The following is a 19,346-nucleotide window of genomic DNA, read 5'->3' as shown; positions in this document are numbered from 1 at the left end:
TTCCCTCTTTTCTCTTTATGATCTACGTAAGAATACTTTTGCAAAATAGTTTCCTAAGTTTTGTGCAATTTGTACAAGAATAATAAGCAATACAACCGTCACGAACATAACCGATGTATCAAAGCGTTGATAACCATATGTCATTGCTAGGTCACCTAGACCACCACCGCCAACAAGGCCAGCAACTGCTGAGAATTCAATTAAACCAACCGTCATAAACGTAACGCCTAAAACTAATGGTGCTAACGCTTCTGGAACAAGAATTTCAAACACAATTCTGAGTGGTGATGCACCCATTGCTTGTGCTGCTTCAATAACTCCCTTTGGTACCGAAACAAGGTTTGTTTCAACCATTCTTGCAATCCCAATTGAAGCAACCAGTGTCATTGGAAAAATCGCTGCTGCCGTTCCAATTGTTGTTCCAATAACAGTACGTGTTAACGGACTTAAAGCCACTAGAAAGATGATAAATGGAACCGGACGAATCGTATTAATAACAATATTAAGAATAAAAAAGACCAGTTTGTTTTCTAAAAAATTTCCTTTTCTTGTTACATATAAAAGTAAACCTAGAGGTATACCAAGTATTGTAGCAAATATAAGGGTTACAATTACCATTAAGAGGGTATCCCCTGTCGCATCTAAAATGCGAGGCCAAAATATACTCCAATCAACTCGCATGACATTCAACCTCCTTCAGTCCTACTTGCAGTCTTAGATGTTGCAATGCTTTTTGAATTTCTTTCTGCTCACCTTGTAGTTCTACAAGAAGATTTCCAAATAAAATACCTTGCAGTTCAATAATATTTCCATAGAGCACATTTACATCTACATTATAATTTTTAGCAATGTACGATAATAACGGCTGTCCTGTCTCTTCACCAGTAAATGTTAAGCGATAAATCTGTCCACCATTTTGGATTTTCGTAAGGACACTTTCCGGTAAATGATTGTTAATAACAGATCGAACGAAGTTTTGTGTCGTCTTTGTTTTTGGTTTCGTGAAAACATCAAATAATGTGCCTTCCTCAATTACTTTTCCTTTTTCCATCACGGCTACACGGTGACAAATTTCTTTCACAACCTGCATTTCGTGTGTAATAAGGAGAATTGTTAAATTGTATTCCTTGTTTACTTTCTTTAGTAGATTCAAAATTTCTGTTGTTGTTTCAGGATCTAATGCTGATGTTGCTTCATCACAAATGAGAATATCTGGTGATGTCGCAAGTGCTCTCGCAATTCCTACGCGTTGCTTCTGACCACCTGATAGTTGTTCTGGATAATAGTTTGCTTTATCTTCTAGTCCGACAAACTTTAGCAGCTCATTTACTCTTTCTTTTATCTCATTCTTTGGCAATTTCGCTAATTTCAATGGATAAGCAATATTCCCAAACACGGTTCTCGAATTAAATAGATTAAAACTCTGAAAAATCATTCCTATTCTTTGTCTTAGCTTTCGTAACTCCTTCGTTGATAAGGAAGTAATATCTTTATCATCTATCGAAATCGTTCCCGATGTTGGTCGTTCTAACATATTCACTAAACGTAACAGTGTACTTTTTCCAGCTCCACTGAAACCGATAATACCAAATATCTCACCCTTATCAACCGATAATGTTACATCTTCGACGGCATGAACTGATTGCCCGCCTGATTCATATACTTTACTTACATTCTCAAAAGAAATCATTACTTTCCCCTCCTATATGCTGTAATAACTTGAAGCAGAGCTTTGAGGTAAAATAAAAAATGCCCTCCTTCTTATCCGTAATAAAAATAAGAAGAAGAGCATTTATATACTCATTCACATCTTCTCATCTCCCAAGCCTCTAAGAGCTTGCTGGAATTAGCACGGTATTCAAAAACCCGTTGCTGAGGTATCATAGGGCCAGTCCCTCCACCTCTCTGGATAAGAGTGTATCGATTTAGTTGTCATTTTATTAAGTCTTATTATAAAACTCCGAAAAGTAAGAGTCAACATAAATATTCTAAAATATATTAATTATTTTTCTATTAAAATTTTTAAATAAAATAACAGTTCCTCCTTTACTCCACATTAACGGGCAGTACGCCCCCCGATGATTAAAGTTTCACTTTATTACAAAGGGCGAAATTTTAACTTTATGTAAAATTCTTCTTCACCTACTCTTTCAAAAAGGAAAATATCCTGTACGAATTGAATAACATTACATGAATATGAAAGAAAAATGGAGGACGATAACTGATATGAAAACAGCACTTTTACTCGTTGATATTCAAAATGATTATTTTCCAAATGGCCAAATGGAACTGCGCGGTGCCGTTGAAGCTAGCGAGTACGCAAGTCAACTACTTCAGCATTTTCGAGAAGTGAATCAGCCTATTTTTCATATCCAACATGTATCTATGAAAGAAAATGCTACTTTTTTTCTCCCTAACACAGAAGGCGTCCACATCCATGAACATGTTCGTCCCTTAAAAAATGAAACTGTTATTCTCAAACACTATCCAAACAGTTTTCGGGAAACGGACCTATTAGAGCAATTGCAAAACCTTAGAATTGAACATGTGATTATATGCGGGATGATGACTCATATGTGTATTGATGCTACAGTACGAGCTGCTTTTGATTTTAGTTTTCGTTGCACTGTTGTACATGATGCATGCGCAACAAAAGATCTCCTCTTTAAAAATGCTACAATTCCTGCTGTCTATATCCATAATACAATTTTAGCAAGTTTGAATGACGTATATGCAGATGTTATGAGCACAGAGGAGTTTTTAAGTTTTAGAAACTCCATCTGAAATAAAAAATCATGTCTCTCACAAGGGGAGACATGATTTTTCATAACGTTATTCACAAGTTACTGTAACTTAAAGTCTCCCGAACTTGTTTTTACTTTCACTTTATTTTCTCCTGCACCCTTCACCCCAATTAACTTATTCTTTGATTTCTCTTCATATAGCAAACCCGCAACATTTACATCCGCTTTACCCGAACTTCCATCAAACTCAACTCGTAATGATTCAGGAAGTGTATCAAATTGCATCTTAACATCACCGCTTGATGTAGTACAATCTACTTCTCCTTGCAAGCTACGATCATTATATTCAATATCCCCCGATGATGTTTTAGCTGCTAATTCTTTAGAATGTAAATCTTCTACTCTAATTTCCCCACTACTTGTTTCCAATTTTGCTACTTCGATTTCACTTTTATCTGTCTCAATCTTCCCACTAGACGTTTTAGCTATTAACTTTCCATTTATCTTAGAATGCGACAATGATACATTCCCAGAAGAAGTATCTATATCTGCTGTCTTTGTTTCAATTCCTTTTACTACAAAATCTCCTGATGATGTCGTTACTTTTACATTTTCATATAGCTTCTTTGGAACTTTAACTTGTAACTTAACTTCTGCAGTAGTCCCAATTCCCCAACCAATAGAATCCCGATTTTTACTGAATTTAACATTCAATCTATTACTTTCTTCCTTTACTTCAAATTTATATTTATCTACTAGCTCTTTGCTTATATCTCCATCCAGTAACACTTCGATATCTTTTGAATCAACTGCAACAATTTCAACATCTGCTGCAGAAGTCTTCACTTCAATTTCAGTAATCTTCTCACCGGCGAGCGTTTCTTTTTTATGAATTTCAGTTGTATTAAAAGCTAACCCCAAAACAGTCATTGCACCGACACCAATGCAGCCAATAACTAATAATACTAATGCAATAACAGCAATCTTTTTCATTGAATCACACTTCCTCTCAATTATTATTCTTACGCCTTACTACAAAATGTCCATATCCATATAACCATTATTTTTAGTACTATACATTATTCAGTACCACTCAATGATTGATTGTTTTTTCTGAATATTCCTCGTTCATTTTATCACTTTCCATAATTTGTTACAAGATAGATTTATAAAAAAACACTACTTTCGGTGAGCAAAACCGAAAGTAGTGTTCTCTTGTCTAACCATAGATTTTCTTTCAAATTGTATTATACAGCAAATTCAAAAAATTAATACAGAAAAATATGACGAATGGAATGAATTTTTTAGCGCTTTTGTTTCTGTTCATTCTTTTATATTTTATTTAAGCAAGGTAGTAGTTCTCCAATCAAGATCTTTCTTACCTGAAAAAGGCCTTCCCCATTACAGGAAGACCTTTTCATCTATTTCTTATAAAGTTTCAGAAGTAGTTTTTCCTTGCATGTGAAGTGCGATATAGTCAGGTCCACCAGCTTTAGAGTCTGTACCAGACATGTTAAAGCCACCGAATGGTTGGTAACCTACGATTGCACCAGTACATCCACGGTTGAAGTATAAATTACCAACGTGGAAGTCTTCACGTGCTTTTTCAATATGTTCGCGGTTATTAGAAACAACAGCTCCTGTTAAACCGTATTCTGTATTGTTTGCAATTGCAAGCGCATGATCAAAGTCCTTCGCTTTACAGAATGCTACTACTGGTCCGAAGATTTCTTCTTTCATTAAGCGAGCATCTTCCGCAACGTCAGCAACGATTGTTGGTTGGATGAACCAGCCTTTAGAGTCGTCTCCTTCGCCACCTGCTACGATTTTACCTTCTTCTTTTCCAATTGCAACGTAGCTCATTACTTTATCGAATGCAGCTTGGTCATTAACAGGACCCATGTTTGTACCTAATTCAGCTGGGTTAGCAACTGTTAATTCTTTTGTTAATTCAACCGCACGATTTAATACATGATCGTATACATCTTCGTGGATTACTGCGCGAGAACAAGCAGAACATTTTTGTCCTGAGAATCCAAATGCAGATGCAACGATAGATTTAGCAGCTAATTCAAGATCTGCTTCTTTATCAACAACGATTGTATCTTTACCGCCCATTTCAGCGATAACACGTTTTAACCAAATTTGGCCTGGATTTACTTTTGCTGCGCGTTCGTAAATACGAATACCTACATCGCGTGATCCAGTGAAGCTAATGAAACGTGTACGAGGGTGGTCTACTAAGTAGTCACCAACTTCAGAACCATTACCTGGAACGAAGTTTACTACGCCTGCTGGTAAGCCTGCTTCTTCTAACACTTCCATAAATTTCGCTGCTACTACAGGAGTTGTACTAGCTGGTTTTAGTAATACTGTGTTACCAGAAACTACTGCAGCTGTTGTCATACCCGCCATAATTGCGAATGGGAAGTTCCAAGGAGAAATGATAACACCTACTCCTAATGGAATGTAAGAGAAACGATTATATTCAATTGGACGGCTTTCTACTGGAATACCGTCTTTTAATTTTAACATTTGACGACCATAATATTCCATAAAGTCGATTGCTTCTGCTGTATCAGCATCTGCCTCATTCCATGGTTTACCTGCTTCTTTTACAAGAATAGCAGAGAACTCATGTTTTCTACGACGAACGATTGCTGCAGCGCGGAATAAAATGTCTGCACGCATTTCTGGTTTTGACTTTCTCCAAGTTTGGAATGTTTCATCTGCCACTTGCATTGCTTTTTCAGCTAATTCACGGCTTGCTTTTGAAACACTGCCCACAACTTCTTCTTTATTCGCAGGGTTTACAGAAACGATTTTCTCGTCTGTAGTGATCTTTTCTCCCCCGATAATTAATGGATAGTCTTGTCCAAGATAAGATTCTACTGTCTTTAAACCTTCTTCAAACGCTAACTTGTTAGCCTCTACTGAAAAATCTGTAAATGGCTCATGTTTGTATGCTACTACCATTCTTTTTAGCCTCCCCTTAGAAAAACGTTTACATTTTACAACATTATTCTACACGATAATTTAGATTTATTCAAATATTCCTAGACTTATATTTTAAAAATTAATTAATTTTTAAAATATAATAAATAAAAAAAGCTTCATACATACGTATGAAGCTAAATAATATGAGCATATTCCATAATATTTTTTCCAATTAATAGAATTGTTACTAATAAAAATAAAGTACGAACATATCCAACACCTTTTTGTACAGCAAACTTCGATCCTAAATATGCTCCTAAAATCATAGATAATCCCATAATAATACCGTATTCAAAATGAATAATATCTAAAAATAAAAATGTAATTAAAGATACAATGTTACTAACGAAATTCAAAACTTTCCCAGATGCAGCTGCTCGAATAAAATCCAAACCAATTAATAAAAATGCAAAAATTAAAAATGATCCCGTCCCCGGCCCGAAAAATCCATCATAAAATCCTACAATTAAAATAACGAAGTAAAACATTAATGTTTTTCCTTTTGTCATCTTTTTATAGGTGGAGACACTTCCCCAATCTTTTTTTACAATAATATAAATTGCAATAAATACCAACATAACCAGTACGAGTGGACGTAAAATATCTGGTGGAATAAATTTTACAACTAAAGCTCCCGCAATCGCCCCAATAATAGTTAACGGGATTAACTTTCCTACTATACGAAAATCAACTTTTTTTGAACGAATAAAATAAATTGTACTTGTTAACGACCCCATCGTCGAAGCTAACTTATTTGTCGCGATTGCCGAAGCTGGTGGTAATCCAACAAACATGAGTGCTGGAAGTGAAATGAGCCCACCTCCTCCAACAACTGAATCAATAAATGCGGCCAAAAAACCAAAAGCAACGAGTAATACAATAATCTGTAAACTTAACTCATCCATGTCTTTTCTCCTTACCCCTTTTAATTCATAACATTAGAAATTATAACAAAATTACAGCAAAAAAAAAGCCGTTCCATATAGGAACCGCTTTTTTCTTAATCTAAAATTTTCACAAATGGTTCATCTTGCTTCGCATCACGAATAATAATCGCTTCTGGTCGTTCAACGGATTTAATTGTCACCTGTACTTTAATATAATTCGGGAAGTATTGCATAACAAGTCCCGCAACATACTGTGTAAATCCAATTACTTCTGCCTTGCCATTAAACTGAACTGGAATGTCAATCTTCATTTCTTGCAATTGATCATCTTTATAAAATCCTCTACCAATAACAGCTGTATAATCACCTTTAAAATAATCACTCAATTTCGCTTTAAAGTTTTCTACAGTTGTGTAATCTTCACGCACATCCGTTTTAGCTGATCCAGAAGGGAACAAGTAATATTTTTCATTAATTGCTTTCCAATCCCCTATACTTTCACTGCCTTTATCCACTTGCGCGTAAGAGACAAATTTCCCCGGTACGAGTGTTGACTTTGGTCCTTGGCGATAAATTGCAAACGTAACTGGAACATTTTTCGTATCTGCATTTTTGTGTAACACTTTTAAAATTTCTTGTGCCATTGGCTTAGCCTTTTCTAACATCTCTTGTTCACTAATTTCCGTTTCACGCGGATATCCATGTTCTTCTAGAAAATAATGAACAGAGTTCATTGCAAGGCCAATCACAATGCCACCTAATTCAACTTGATCACCATTTCTTTTATAATAATCATGCTCTAAAATATTCGAAAGATACATTGGTGTTTTTTTATTTCGAACCTCTAATGATTCCGATCCTGCTTCTAATGCTGGATTCAATCCAATGTTAGGAAATTTCGCTGCGTCTTTTTTCAACTTTTCTTCTAACTCTTTTTGCTCCGCATCTGTACGCTTTCTCTTTACAAGCATTTGTACCGTGTCTTTATCTAAATATTTGCCACCTTGGAATAGATAATCTTTCGTACTAAAAGATTCCTTTGCAATACGCATTAATCCTGTTTCAAATTCATCAATATCCAGACGACTATTCAACCCTTGTACAACTAAGCCACGTGCAGAACCTGGATCAAACGGGACTGTCGTTTTATAATACTCTTCAGAAATAGAATACTTCGGAACAATTGCTTGTTCTTTTGATTTGCCCGATTTCTCAACAACTTTTTCTTCTTTTTTCGTATCTGTGCTACATCCGCTTACAAGTAGCCCAAGACTTAATACCGCTAATGCTATTTTTTTCATGGTAAGTTTGCACCTCTTACTTATTCAGCTCTTGTAAGAACCTCTCTTCATTCCAAACCTCAATATTATGCTTCTCTGCTTGCGCTAATTTTGACCCTGCCGCTTCACCAGCAACGACTAAATCTGTACTCTTACTTACACTACCTGTTACTTTGCCGCCTAGCTCTTCAATCTTTTTCTTCGCTTCAGTGCGCCCCATCACTTCTAGTTTTCCTGTTAGGACAATTGTTTTTCCAGCGAAGAAAGATTCAACATTTTGTAAATCTGCACGTTTTATACCTTTATAGGTCATATTAACGCCGTACTCTTTAAATTGCTGTAATAATTCTAACACGTCTTCATTATCGAAGTACGTTACGATTGATTGGGCCATTTTCTCGCCAATTTCATTAATCTCTTTTAATTCTTCTTCTGTTGCTTTTACAAGATGGTCCATTGTTTCAAAATGCTCAGCTAACGTACGAGCCGCTTTTGCCCCGACATGGCGAATACCAAGCCCAAATAATAGACGTTCTAGCGAGTTTTCCTTAGAATTTTCAATTGCTTGTACTAATTTAGAAGCTGATTTCTCACCAAAACGCTCTAACTGTAACAATTGCTCCTGCGTTAATGGGTACAAATCTGCAAATGTCCGAATATAATCTGCTTCAAAAAGCTGTGTAATAACACGCTCTCCGAGTCCATCAATATTCATTGCATTTCTTGAGACGAAATGAATCAGTCCTTCACGAATTTGCGCTGGACATGCTGGATTAATACAACGAAGAGCTACCTCTTCTTCTAAACGAACAAGTTCACTGTCACAAGTCGGACAATGCGTTGGCATATGATACTCTTCTTCCCCACCCGTACGTTTATCGAAAATAACGTTTACTACTTCTGGAATAATGTCTCCCGCTTTTTTCACAACAACATAGTCACCAATTCGAATATCTTTTTCACGAATTAAATCCTCGTTATGTAGAGATGCACGGCGGACAATTGTTCCTGCTACTCGAACTGGCTCTAGTTCTGCAGTTGGTGTCACAACACCTGTACGTCCTACGCTCAATTCAATACCTGTTAATCTCGTTACAACTTCTTCTGCCGGAAATTTATAGGCAATTGCCCAGCGCGGGCTCTTTGCTGTTGTTCCTAAATTTTCTTGCAGCGTGACATCATCTACTTTAATTACAATTCCATCGATCTCATAATCAAGGTTCGGACGTTTTTCCTGCCATTCTTCTACATAAGCGATTACGTCTTCAATTGTTTCACAAATGCGGCGATTTGGATTTGTTTTAAATCCAAGTTCACCTAAGAAATCTAGTGATTCGCTATGTGATGCAATCGTCTTTTCTTCTACATCAGCAAGACCGTACACAAACATAGACAGATTGCGTTTCGCAGCAACTTTCGGATCTAGCTGACGAAGTGATCCCGCTGCTGCATTACGCGGATTTGCAAAAACAGCTTCACCATTTTGTTCTTTCTCTTCATTCAATTTCACAAATGAACGCTTTGGCATATATGCCTCACCGCGCGCTTCTAACGTTACTTCTTCTTTCAAACGAAGAGGAATCGCTTTAATTGTTTTTAAATTTTGCGTAATATCTTCACCAGTTACGCCGTCGCCACGTGTTGCACCTTGAACGAAGCGTCCTTTTTCATAATGAAGGGAAACAGCAAGACCGTCAATTTTTAGTTCACATATATATCTTACATTTGAACCATCAATTCCTTGACGCACTCTGCGATCAAAATCACGTAAATCTCCTTCATTAAAGGCATTTCCTAGACTTAACATCGGAGATTTATGCGTTACTTTTTCAAATATATCAAGCACTGCTCCCCCAACTCGAACAGTGGGAGAGTCTTCTATTAAAAATTCTGGGTTCTCTGCTTCTAATTTTATAAGCTCCTGCATATCGCGGTCATATTCCGCGTCAGAAACAGAAGGATTGTCTAATACGTGATATTGATAGTTAAATGCATTCAACATCTCACGCAGTTCTTTTATACGCTGTTTTATCGCCTCTTTTGACATATCCTTACTCCTTTCTATTGTTTCGTTACAGGTGCAAATTTTGCTAATAAACGTTTAATGCCAATCGGGCTTGGGAATGCAATATCTAACTCTTTTGCATCACCTTCACCTTTCACACTTACAACTGTACCAACTCCCCATTTTTGATGGGACGCCTTGTCACCTACAGCCCAGCCAATTTGCTCTCCTCCTGTTGTTTTCACTGCAGGCCGCACAAATGCAGAGCGAGAACGTGTTGTCGTTGCCCCAGCTCCAGTTGTTCTTCCTTTCGCACTAAATGTTTCACGCTTTGGCGCTGTTTCATTTAATGGTTCTACTAACTCTGTAGGAATTTCTGAAATAAATCGAGATGCTGCGTTCATATTTGTTCTACCAAATAAAGTACGCATTTGAGCATTCGATAAGTATAACTCTTCTTCCGCACGAGTGATCCCTACATAGGCTAAGCGGCGTTCTTCTTGCATTTCATCTTCTTCCATAAGAGAACGCGTATGCGGGAAGACACCCTCCTCTAAACCAATAATAAAGACAACCGGGAACTCTAGTCCTTTTGCCGAGTGCATCGTCATTAAAATAACTTCTTCACCTGCAGTTGGATCTTCATCCACACGATCAATATCCGCAACAAGCGCTAAATCTGTTAAGAACGCAACAAGACTCTTATCTTCACTTTGTGATTCGAATGTTTGCGTAACAGATAAGAATTCATCTAAGTTTTCAAGTCGTCCTTCTGCCTCTAAAGAACGTTCATTCTTTAACATATCGCGGTAACCTGTTTTCTCAATTACTTCTTCTACTAGTTCCGTAACGGATAAATATTCTTGCATGTTTACCCAATTGTGTAATAGACTTGCAAATTCTTTTACTGCTTTTGTGATTTTCGCACTTACCCCAACATGTTCAATTTCATCTAATACAGCTGTTAATGAAATTCCATTTTGTACGCCGTAGTTAATAATTTTATCAATAGAAGTGGCACCGATTCCGCGCTTTGGCATGTTAATAATACGCGCGAAACTAATTTCATCATCCGGATTTGCAATTAAACGTAAGTAAGCCAAAATATCCTTAATCTCTTTACGATCATAGAACTTAATACCGCCGACAATTTTATATGGAATATTAGACTTTAGGAAAATCTCCTCGACCATACGAGACTGCGCGTTCGTACGATACAGAACCGCAAAGTCTGTATAGTTTCGATTTCCCATTTGAATTTCATCGCGAATTTTTTTCGCAACAAAATATGCTTCATCCTTTTCCGTTGCAGCACGGTAATATGAAATCTTACTTCCAATTTGATTATCCGTCCATAATTTTTTCGGTTTACGATTTGAATTATTTTCAATGACAGCGTTGGCTGCATTTAAAATATTTTGTGATGAACGGTAATTTTGTTCTAACAGGATAACCTGTGCATTTTCATAGTCCTTTTCAAATGACAAAATGTTAGAAATATCAGCCCCACGCCAACGATAAATCGACTGGTCAGAATCACCCACAACGCAAAGGTTTTTAAAGCGGGCAGCTAATTTATTTACAAGAATGTATTGTGCTCTGTTCGTATCTTGATACTCATCAACATGAATATACTGGAATTTACGTTGATAAAATTCTAATACTTCAGGAATACGGTCAAATAATTGAATCGTGGTCATAATTAAATCATCAAAGTCTAATGAGTTATTTTTCAGAAGACGCTTCTGATACTCTGTATATACATCACTTGTTAATTTTTCAAATGGATCAGCAATTGAAATTTGCTTTGCATATTTGTCAGCTGACAACAATTCATTTTTCGCATTACTAATGCCACCTAAAATAGAGCGAGGATCAAATTTCTTCGGATCGATATTACGCTCTTTCATAATTTTCTTCACAACAGTCAGCTGATCACTTGCATCTAAAATCGTAAAGTTTCGATTAATCCCAATACGATCAATATCACGTCGTAAAATACGTACGCACATCGAGTGGAATGTAGAAATCCAAATATCCTCTGCTTCCGGACCAACAAGCGTATCGATACGCTCACGCATTTCACGAGCTGCCTTATTTGTAAAAGTAATTGCTAATACATTCCACGGCGCTACACCTTTTTCACCAAGTAAATATGCGATGCGATGTGTTAGCACACGCGTCTTACCACTACCTGCACCCGCCATTAATAAAAGCGGCCCATTTGTCGTTTGTACTGCCTTTTGCTGCTCTGGGTTTAAACCATTTAATAATTTATCAGTTATACTCATATGTGCCTTCACCTACTCTCCTTTTACAGCTTTTACTGTTTGTAATGCTGCTTTTATATCATCATAAATTACATTACCTACAACAACTGTATCAGCATACTGCGCCATTTCTTTTGCCTCTTTCGCACTTGAAATTCCGCCGCCGTAATATAGCTTTGATTGTTGTAATTCTGCCTTTACATTTTTAACAAGTTCAATATCTCCATAAGTACCACTATATTCTAAATAGAAAATCGGCAAGTTCAGAAGCTTGTCTGCCATACGTGCATATGCAATCACATCATCTTCTGTTAAATCACATTTCGCTTCTGTAATTTGTGCTACCTTCGCTTCGGGATTTAAAACACAATATCCTTCCATGAAAATCTCATCCCAGTTCATAATATCCCCAAATTCTTTCAATGCCTCATGGTGAATCCCCGTTACCCATTCTACTTTGCGGCTATTTAAAACACTTGGGATGTAATAAAAATCAAATCCTGGTGTAAGTGCTTCAATGTCAGAAACCTCTAACACACAAGGAACTGCATATCTACGAATGCTCACTAGCATATGTAATACATTATCTATCGTTACTCCATCACTTCCGCCTACAATTACTGCATCCGTTCCAGATTCACAAATCATTTCTAAATGTTCATCGCTTAATTCTTTATTTGGATCAAGCTTAAATACATGTTTCCACTGTGAAATATCGTACATGAAAACACCCTTTCTTTTATCTAATCACCTTTATGTGCTTGTTCAAAAAGCGGTTATCTTGACCGGACTTTTTAAACATCCTTTTACAATACACGTTTAAAAAGGAGGATCTAGAGAACCGAGCAGGTCGAGGCGCTGCAGCCAGGAGGACACGCAGTGTAGCTTTTACTACATGAGTACCGGACTGGCAAAGCAACAAAGAAATGCGACAGCTTTCTTGACCGGACTTTTTAAACATCCTTTTATGCATTCTTACATTATAACAAAAAAAGACACCTATACACACGCCCAATCCAACATCTTTTTCACCGTCAAATGTTGGATTACATATCGTAAAGCTTACGCGGAATAATAACAACTGAAATGGTATCTTCTATTTCTAAGCTGCTGAAAAAGGAGTGTTTTCTTTGATGAAGCAAAACATCAGCATAATGAATGCTCTAATCCGAATTACACTCGGTTTGGTCGTCCTAAGTTGTAGTACAGCTAAACTCACACGTAAACCATGGTGCACTTGGTCAAAGGTTTTGCTGTGGCTTGGTGCAATGAAAGTTGCAGAGGGAATTGTTCGTTTCTGCCCTATTACTGAAGCATGTAAATTGGGAAAATATATGAACATGAGTGCCTTTAAAATACCTAGCATGGATTTTAATAAAAAAGGACATGCTAAACAAGAAGAAGCAAGTGACACTTCCAGTACTGACACCAAGAAGTCAAAAGGAAGTTACGATGCTTCTGACAAAGAGATTGAGTCAGCGATTGAAGAAGCAATCCTGGCAAAACCGCTTTGAATCATTTGTCACGATGCAAGATGCTCTCAAAGGGACTTAGCTGCTGCAGTGGGCGGTTAAGTCTTCTTTATTTTACCACAAAATAGAACTTATGTTCCTCTTTGTTTGTTTTTTAAAGATTCCTATAAAAAAGATCGTTTTTTTATTTTTTTCAGAAAATTAGACTCCTCTCCCTTGCACTTCATGATATAAAAGTGATATCATTTTTATATCAAAGGAGGCGATTAGTATGAGAGAAAAACAAGTGTTTTACGTAAATGGTTTTCTAGGAATTATCGGTCTTTTAGCTTTAGCAGGTATCGGTGTATTTTTCCTCGTACAAGAAGTATTTGTAGTAGCTATCCTATGTCTTGTTTTAGCGGGAGTTCTTGGAACAGGTATTGGGATTGTCCAGCCAAACCAAGCGAAAGTTATTACATTTTTCGGTAACTATTTAGGGACAATTCGTAAAAATGGTTTATATTTGACAGTTCCTTTATCACTTCGTCAAACGGTTTCTCTTCGTGTAGAAAACTTCAATAGTAAAAAATTAAAAGTAAATGATGTCGATGGGAACCCAATTGAAATTGCAGCTGTTGTTGTTTATAAAGTTGTTGATTCAGCAAAAGCAATTTTCGGTGTGGAACATTACGATGAATTCGTAGAGATTCAAAGTGAAACAGCAATTCGCCACGTTGCAACGAAATATCCGTATGATAATTTCCAAGATGATAACTGCATCACACTACGCGGAAATGCTGAAGAAATCTCTGAGGAATTAAAACGCGAATTGGAAGCACGTTTAGAAATTGCTGGTGTCGAAGTATTAGAAACACGCTTAACACATTTGGCTTACGCAACAGAAATTGCTCATGCAATGCTTCAACGTCAGCAAGCAAAAGCTGTATTAGCCGCACGAAAAGAAATTGTCGAAGGCGCTGTAAAAATAGCGAAAACTTCGATTCACATGTTAAATGAAGACGGCGTACTCGATTTAGATGACGAGCGTAAAGCGAACATGGTTAACAACTTATTGGTTGCTATCGTTTCAGATAAAGGTGCACAACCAGTTATTAATACAGGAAGTCTATACTAAAGGTTGTAGGTATTATGGCTAAAAAGAAAAGCTTTCCATTACGTATTGATCCTGAATTACACGCAGTCATCGAAAAATGGGCAAATGATGAATTCCGCAGTGTTAACGCTCACATCGAGTATTTACTTCGAGAAATGGCAAAGCAAAAAGGGAAACTAAAAAAAGAGAAAGAGTCTTAAATTTATGTTAAGTCGTTCTCTTCTCTACAAAAAAAGCAACTAGATTTAGTTGCTTTTTCTAATTATTGAAAATGAAATCACTAATAAAGTGAAACTTTAATCAGTGGTGGCTTTCTTCATCACCACTGATTATTAGCCCCACCAATCGGGCTTTTACGGGATAAACTTTGTGATATCCATATAACACCGATTATGAAACACGGGTTTTATAACGAATAACGAATACAGAAATGATACGAGAAACAGATTGAAAAACTTTCTACTTATATAATTATCAAAAATTGATCTAATAATTCGAGATTATTCTCCTTTTTCGAATGTAAACTTTTAAATATTAGTTTACTTTCAAATCTCCTTAAACATTGACTTCAAACCGAATCCCCTGATATCCTCAAAATACCAAATAAAAGTATACATTCAAAACACTGTAAATAAAGAGGTCGAAAATCCATGAACAAAAAACCACATCTCATTGATGTCCAACCCATTCGAGGCAAAGAACAGATCGAAGATATGAAATGGGCTCTCAAGCGTCACTGTTCCGAACGAGACTATATTCTATTTCTAATTGGAATCAATACAGGATTACGTGTCAGCGATTTACTCCAAATTGAAACACAAACCATAGTAAAATTAAAACGGAAAAAGAGAAAAGAATTCAAAATTAAAGAGGGAAAAACAAAGAAGGAGCGCATAATTAACCTTACTTCTATTTTTGATGCAATCTATTCGTATACCCAAACACTAAAAAGCACCTGGTTATTTCCTTCTCGAAAAGGAGATCAGCCCATTAGTAAGATCCAAGCATATCGACAATTACAAAAAGCCGGAGATTTTGCCAATGTAGAATCCATCGGGACTCACACCATGCGAAAAACCTTCGGCTATTGGTTCTATAAACAAACAAAAGATATAGCTATGTTACAAGAAATACTCAATCATAGCACCCCACAAATTACACTTAAATATATTGGCATCAACAAGGAAGAAAAAGATAATATACTAGATACATTTTGTATTTAATTCAATACACATTACTAATAATATCCCCATTAAATACTCATAAATCTAAAATATATTAAAATTAATAAAAAACTAGGGTAGCATCAAGATTTTACGGATTTACAACATTAAGGATCTATCAATAGGGTTTACTCTATTAATAGATCCTTAACTAATTTTACTTCAAATAAGGCTTACGAGTGTCTCTTATGACTTCTCTCAAAATGGTTCTGTTGCAAAGTTTCTTAACAGATAGAAAATGGGATATTTACAAATAAATGTTATGCAATTTCAAATGATTTTTGTTTATAAATGGCATGAATCGTTTCGATTCCTTTCCCTATTTCTAGATCATATTCAATTAAGCAATCCTACAAATGCCTCTTCTTCCTCATCTACAAAACCTACAAATATAATTTCTTCAATAGCATCATGATTAAATACAAATGTATAATCAGGATCAATATATCCTTCTGGATAAAAACAGCCAATGTAGTCATACATAACAGGTTCTTCAACCATAAGTAGTTGTTTTCTTCCGTAAATTACAACCTTTTTTGTCCCTCCTTTTAACAGAACAATAGAGCCATTTGGTAACAGCTTTTCTTTAGAAAATTGCATAATTCTCCGCCCTTTCTTATACGGCTTATATATTTTTCAAAGATTATTTGAATAGCGCAGAATCTCACTTGCACCATCCTATCGTTTTCGATTAAATATTATTTATCCCTATATCCACTCTTGATCTTTTTACTCTAAGGTATAGCCTGGTATGGATTTTCAAATCCTTTAACTTCTTCTATCCCTATCATCCGAAATAGAAAAAAGATCTCTCTGCTATCTAAATGTAATTCCACATTCATGAGATTAACTCTCCCTCCTATTTTTTCTATCCTTTAACCAACTATAAGAAGAATGCGATTATATACTTGAAATTCAACAAATTCTCTTTAAAAGCCTATACGTATTTTCCCTCCATCTTCTATATGCTTCCGTAAATAATAATACTTATGGAGTTCTATAATCATATAAAACAAAACAAACGAAAACACTGTGCATGCACACATAAATACAATTGCCCCCATCTGTTGTGTTGCAATGCTAAGAATTATATTAGCAATTAACTGCCCCAATCCAGCTGCAATAGCTGCTACTTTTACACCACCAGTTCCTTTCGACGATTTTGATTTTTTTCTTGGTTCCTGAAGTTTTTCAATATGATTTTTATAAAAATGATACAAAGCAAAACCATAAAAACCAACTGAAAAAATAAAATAGATAGGAGTTTGTAATTGTAACACTTCATAGGCATATTTTTGAGTTATAACCAATAATCCGACTGAACATATGGTGCCATATACTCCTCGAAATAGAGTGTATTGTAATTGTCGTTTCCGAGGATTGATAGCAATCCATATCGCCCACAAATTTAAAAAAATAACTGGAGGAGTTACTATATATACATAGAGTAATCGAAAAGGATTCGCAAAAGCAGGCAAAAGAACAAACACGTCTGCCCCCAAAAGGACAAGGCCAATTACGTGGACTCTTATTTCATTTACAGGATAAAGAGCCATATAATGTGCAAAAGCTTTCTTATTAAAATCTATACTTTTTTTCATGTTAATTAAACCACCCCGCTACTGTTGACCAAGCTTTTTTCGAACCCGTTTTCACCATATCCTTAATACTGTCATCTTCACCATCACCATCTAAATCAACATCCCATTTCACACCTTCTGTGAAATATGTTAGTCCTACTGAAACAGCAAATCCAGCTGCGGCAACAGCCAGAACTGGTGCTGCTGGAAGGGCCATAACTGTAAGAGCCGTTGCCCCTACGGTTACTGCTCCTCCTACAACAACATTACCAATAATATCTCCTGCGATTTTATCACTTGATTCATTATTTTTGATATTCTCACTTGTATCCATATATGAGTCTATACCCACACTAAACCATCCAAGCTTATCCTTTAAAGCCATTTTAGACGCACTTAGCACACTTCCATTTTTTATAAGAGCATCTATTTCTTTTATCGTCTTGCTAGCAGTTCCATTTTTCATTTTTGCCGCGACATCATCTACATAATAAATCTTATAATCCCTATACTTTCCATTAATTTTTTTATTGCCCTTAAAACCGGAATATTCTCTTACAAGGACGCGTTGTGCTCTTCTGCCCAAATCGTATGTTACCTTATAACCATTAATTACTTTATTAGCCCTTTCTATTACTGCCGCTGCACCTGTAAGTGTTCCGAATGTATTCCCCGCTCCATCCAATGGTGCATTCCAATTGAATCCAGTCATACCTAAAAATGAATCTTTTTTGTCTACTTCACCAGATTCAGAATCCTTATTTAACCTTTCAACTTCACGAGCTTTATCTTCTGTAATTTTTTGAATAGGCCCCGTCCAATCCATATTCAATCCTTGTGTACTAAATGTACCACTTGCAGGACTAAACCCTTTGCCACTTTGCACTTCCGCAAGACCAGTAGCAATACTAGCTGCTAATTGAATTGCTGTACTATAGTTATTACTAGAAGTCTGATTGAATTGATACAAATGATCCAACTTTTCTTGCAGTTTTTGCCTCATGATAGTAAAAAGGTTTACCATGGAGTCCATACCCGGGATTGGCATAGTTTGATTGACAGCTTCCATACTTGTCTTCATTCGATCAATTTCTCGAATTTGTTCTAGTAATTCTTGTTCAATAACATCCGTTGAAGCTACCTGTGATTGAAATTGACTTGGAAAGACATTATTCTGGCGGATTAGTTCTTCACATAAGTAAATGATTCCTTGCGCTAAAGGACGAAAAGTTTGTACAAAAAATGATTTTGCACTGCTATATGTTTGTCCTTGTAGAACAGTATCAATTGCAAAAGCGTCAATCGATTGAATAACTTGTTCCATACCTTGAATCGTAGCGGTACATACAGCGTTCATACTTTGAGTTTGACTTTGTACTTCTCCCAAATACATATTTAAACTCATGCTTTGACCTCCCTTGCTAATTGTTGTTGCTGATAGGAAAGGTCGTGTTCTAAATCACTAAGATCTCGTCTTTCTTTAAGCAACGTTTCTTTTTGGTTTTCCAATTCGAATGTAAGTTTTCGCTCAATGTGCCCTGCTTCTTGACGCATATTCATAAAAAAATGAGATAATTCTCTATCGCCGTGCCAAGTTTCTAAAATACGGTTAAATAAGCCATGACTTCGACTTTTCCATTCGTGAAAATCTGCTTCCGCTCGCTCCTGAGTGTGAATCGCAGATTGATTTCGGTCTTGTTCTTCAAATACACTTCGTAACTTTTGATTTAATTGATTGATTTGTTTTTCAATATCTTGACTCATCATATTCCTCCTACCGTTTTACCTTTAC

At 36.2% G+C, this 19,346-nt stretch carries 18 protein-coding genes and 1 riboswitch; of the genes, 5 read left to right on the top strand and 13 right to left on the bottom strand.

The features are described from left to right. Nucleotides 1-15 precede the first annotated feature (15 nt). A complete protein-coding gene (locus AAIE21_RS23535; protein ID WP_343268981.1) occupies nucleotides 16-681 on the bottom strand; it encodes a methionine ABC transporter permease in 666 nt (221 codons plus the stop codon). Beyond that, nucleotides 671-1,690 carry a methionine ABC transporter ATP-binding protein gene (locus AAIE21_RS23530; protein ID WP_343268980.1) on the bottom strand — a complete coding sequence of 340 codons (1,020 nt, stop codon included), beginning with the start codon at nucleotides 1,688-1,690 and terminating at the stop codon, nucleotides 671-673. Before AAIE21_RS23530 ends, AAIE21_RS23535 begins: the two co-directional genes overlap by 11 nt. 121 nt (nucleotides 1,691-1,811) lie before the next feature. Further along, nucleotides 1,812-1,916: riboswitch (SAM riboswitch) on the bottom strand. Nucleotides 1,917-2,226: 310 nt separating this feature from the next. Here AAIE21_RS23530 and AAIE21_RS23525 point away from each other — a divergent pair. Beyond that, nucleotides 2,227-2,784: a cysteine hydrolase family protein gene (locus AAIE21_RS23525; RefSeq protein WP_343268979.1), complete on the top strand. Its 558-nt coding sequence runs from the start codon at nucleotides 2,227-2,229 to the stop codon at nucleotides 2,782-2,784. Between the two features lie 59 nt (nucleotides 2,785-2,843). Here AAIE21_RS23525 and AAIE21_RS23520 read toward each other — a convergent pair whose 3' ends face one another. From AAIE21_RS23520 to pcrB, 7 genes are all read right to left on the bottom strand, one after another. Continuing rightward, nucleotides 2,844-3,737 carry a DUF4097 family beta strand repeat-containing protein gene (locus AAIE21_RS23520; protein ID WP_343268978.1) on the bottom strand — a complete coding sequence of 298 codons (894 nt, stop codon included), beginning with the start codon at nucleotides 3,735-3,737 and terminating at the stop codon, nucleotides 2,844-2,846. 435 nt (nucleotides 3,738-4,172) lie between these two features. Beyond that, nucleotides 4,173-5,720: an L-glutamate gamma-semialdehyde dehydrogenase gene (gene pruA / locus AAIE21_RS23515; protein WP_343268977.1), complete on the bottom strand. Its 1,548-nt coding sequence runs from the start codon at nucleotides 5,718-5,720 to the stop codon at nucleotides 4,173-4,175. A gap of 155 nt (nucleotides 5,721-5,875) precedes the next feature. Continuing rightward, entirely contained in the window at nucleotides 5,876-6,646 is a 771-nt protein-coding gene (locus AAIE21_RS23510) for a TSUP family transporter (RefSeq protein WP_343268976.1), read from the bottom strand. Between the two features lie 95 nt (nucleotides 6,647-6,741). Continuing rightward, nucleotides 6,742-7,929: a CamS family sex pheromone protein gene (locus AAIE21_RS23505; protein WP_343268975.1), complete on the bottom strand. Its 1,188-nt coding sequence runs from the start codon at nucleotides 7,927-7,929 to the stop codon at nucleotides 6,742-6,744. A gap of 16 nt (nucleotides 7,930-7,945) precedes the next feature. Next, the gene (gene ligA, locus AAIE21_RS23500; RefSeq protein ID WP_343268974.1) at nucleotides 7,946-9,955 is read right to left on the bottom strand and encodes an NAD-dependent DNA ligase LigA; all 2,010 of its coding nucleotides are present in this window, start codon (nucleotides 9,953-9,955) and stop codon (nucleotides 7,946-7,948) included. Between the two features lie 14 nt (nucleotides 9,956-9,969). Further along, the gene (gene pcrA, locus AAIE21_RS23495) at nucleotides 9,970-12,204 is read right to left on the bottom strand and encodes a DNA helicase PcrA (protein ID WP_343268973.1); all 2,235 of its coding nucleotides are present in this window, start codon (nucleotides 12,202-12,204) and stop codon (nucleotides 9,970-9,972) included. A gap of 12 nt (nucleotides 12,205-12,216) precedes the next feature. Next, nucleotides 12,217-12,906: a heptaprenylglyceryl phosphate synthase gene (pcrB, locus tag AAIE21_RS23490; protein WP_343268972.1), complete on the bottom strand. Its 690-nt coding sequence runs from the start codon at nucleotides 12,904-12,906 to the stop codon at nucleotides 12,217-12,219. 410 nt (nucleotides 12,907-13,316) lie between these two features. Between pcrB and AAIE21_RS23485 the strand changes: the two genes are divergently transcribed. From AAIE21_RS23485 to AAIE21_RS23470, 4 genes are all read left to right on the top strand, one after another. Continuing rightward, nucleotides 13,317-13,697, top strand: a complete 381-nt coding sequence (locus AAIE21_RS23485) for a YgaP family membrane protein (protein ID WP_343269028.1) — start codon at nucleotides 13,317-13,319, stop codon at nucleotides 13,695-13,697. Nucleotides 13,698-13,926: 229 nt separating this feature from the next. After that, the gene (locus tag AAIE21_RS23480) at nucleotides 13,927-14,772 is read left to right on the top strand and encodes an SPFH domain-containing protein (protein WP_343268971.1); all 846 of its coding nucleotides are present in this window, start codon (nucleotides 13,927-13,929) and stop codon (nucleotides 14,770-14,772) included. A 14-nt stretch (nucleotides 14,773-14,786) separates the two neighbouring features. Continuing rightward, complete coding sequence (locus AAIE21_RS23475; protein WP_003194620.1) at nucleotides 14,787-14,951, top strand: type II toxin-antitoxin system antitoxin; 165 nt, start codon at nucleotides 14,787-14,789, stop codon at nucleotides 14,949-14,951. A gap of 450 nt (nucleotides 14,952-15,401) precedes the next feature. After that, nucleotides 15,402-15,974, top strand: coding sequence for a tyrosine-type recombinase/integrase (locus AAIE21_RS23470; RefSeq protein WP_343268970.1), 573 nt, complete (start codon nucleotides 15,402-15,404; stop codon nucleotides 15,972-15,974). 336 nt (nucleotides 15,975-16,310) lie between these two features. Here AAIE21_RS23470 and AAIE21_RS23465 read toward each other — a convergent pair whose 3' ends face one another. The 4 genes from AAIE21_RS23465 to AAIE21_RS23450 all read right to left on the bottom strand — a co-directional run bounded on the left by AAIE21_RS23465 (nucleotide 16,311) and on the right by AAIE21_RS23450 (nucleotide 19,318). Further along, nucleotides 16,311-16,574, bottom strand: a complete 264-nt coding sequence (locus tag AAIE21_RS23465; protein WP_097786932.1) for a DUF4176 domain-containing protein — start codon at nucleotides 16,572-16,574, stop codon at nucleotides 16,311-16,313. Nucleotides 16,575-16,903: 329 nt separating this feature from the next. Then, entirely contained in the window at nucleotides 16,904-17,575 is a 672-nt protein-coding gene (locus AAIE21_RS23460) for a hypothetical protein (protein ID WP_343268969.1), read from the bottom strand. Between the two features lies 1 nt (nucleotide 17,576). Then, nucleotides 17,577-18,959, bottom strand: coding sequence for a T7SS effector LXG polymorphic toxin (locus AAIE21_RS23455; protein WP_343268968.1), 1,383 nt, complete (start codon nucleotides 18,957-18,959; stop codon nucleotides 17,577-17,579). Beyond that, nucleotides 18,956-19,318 carry a DUF3958 family protein gene (locus tag AAIE21_RS23450; RefSeq protein WP_343268967.1) on the bottom strand — a complete coding sequence of 121 codons (363 nt, stop codon included), beginning with the start codon at nucleotides 19,316-19,318 and terminating at the stop codon, nucleotides 18,956-18,958. Before AAIE21_RS23450 ends, AAIE21_RS23455 begins: the two co-directional genes overlap by 4 nt. Between the last annotated feature and the right edge of the window lie 28 nt (nucleotides 19,319-19,346).

The sequence above is a fragment of the Paenibacillus sp. 102 genome (assembly GCF_039549175.1).
Taxonomy (GTDB): Bacteria; Bacillota; Bacilli; order Bacillales; family Bacillaceae_G; genus Bacillus_A.
Note: the sequence above shows the minus strand (reverse complement) of the source record. Positions and strands in the feature narration are given on the sequence as shown.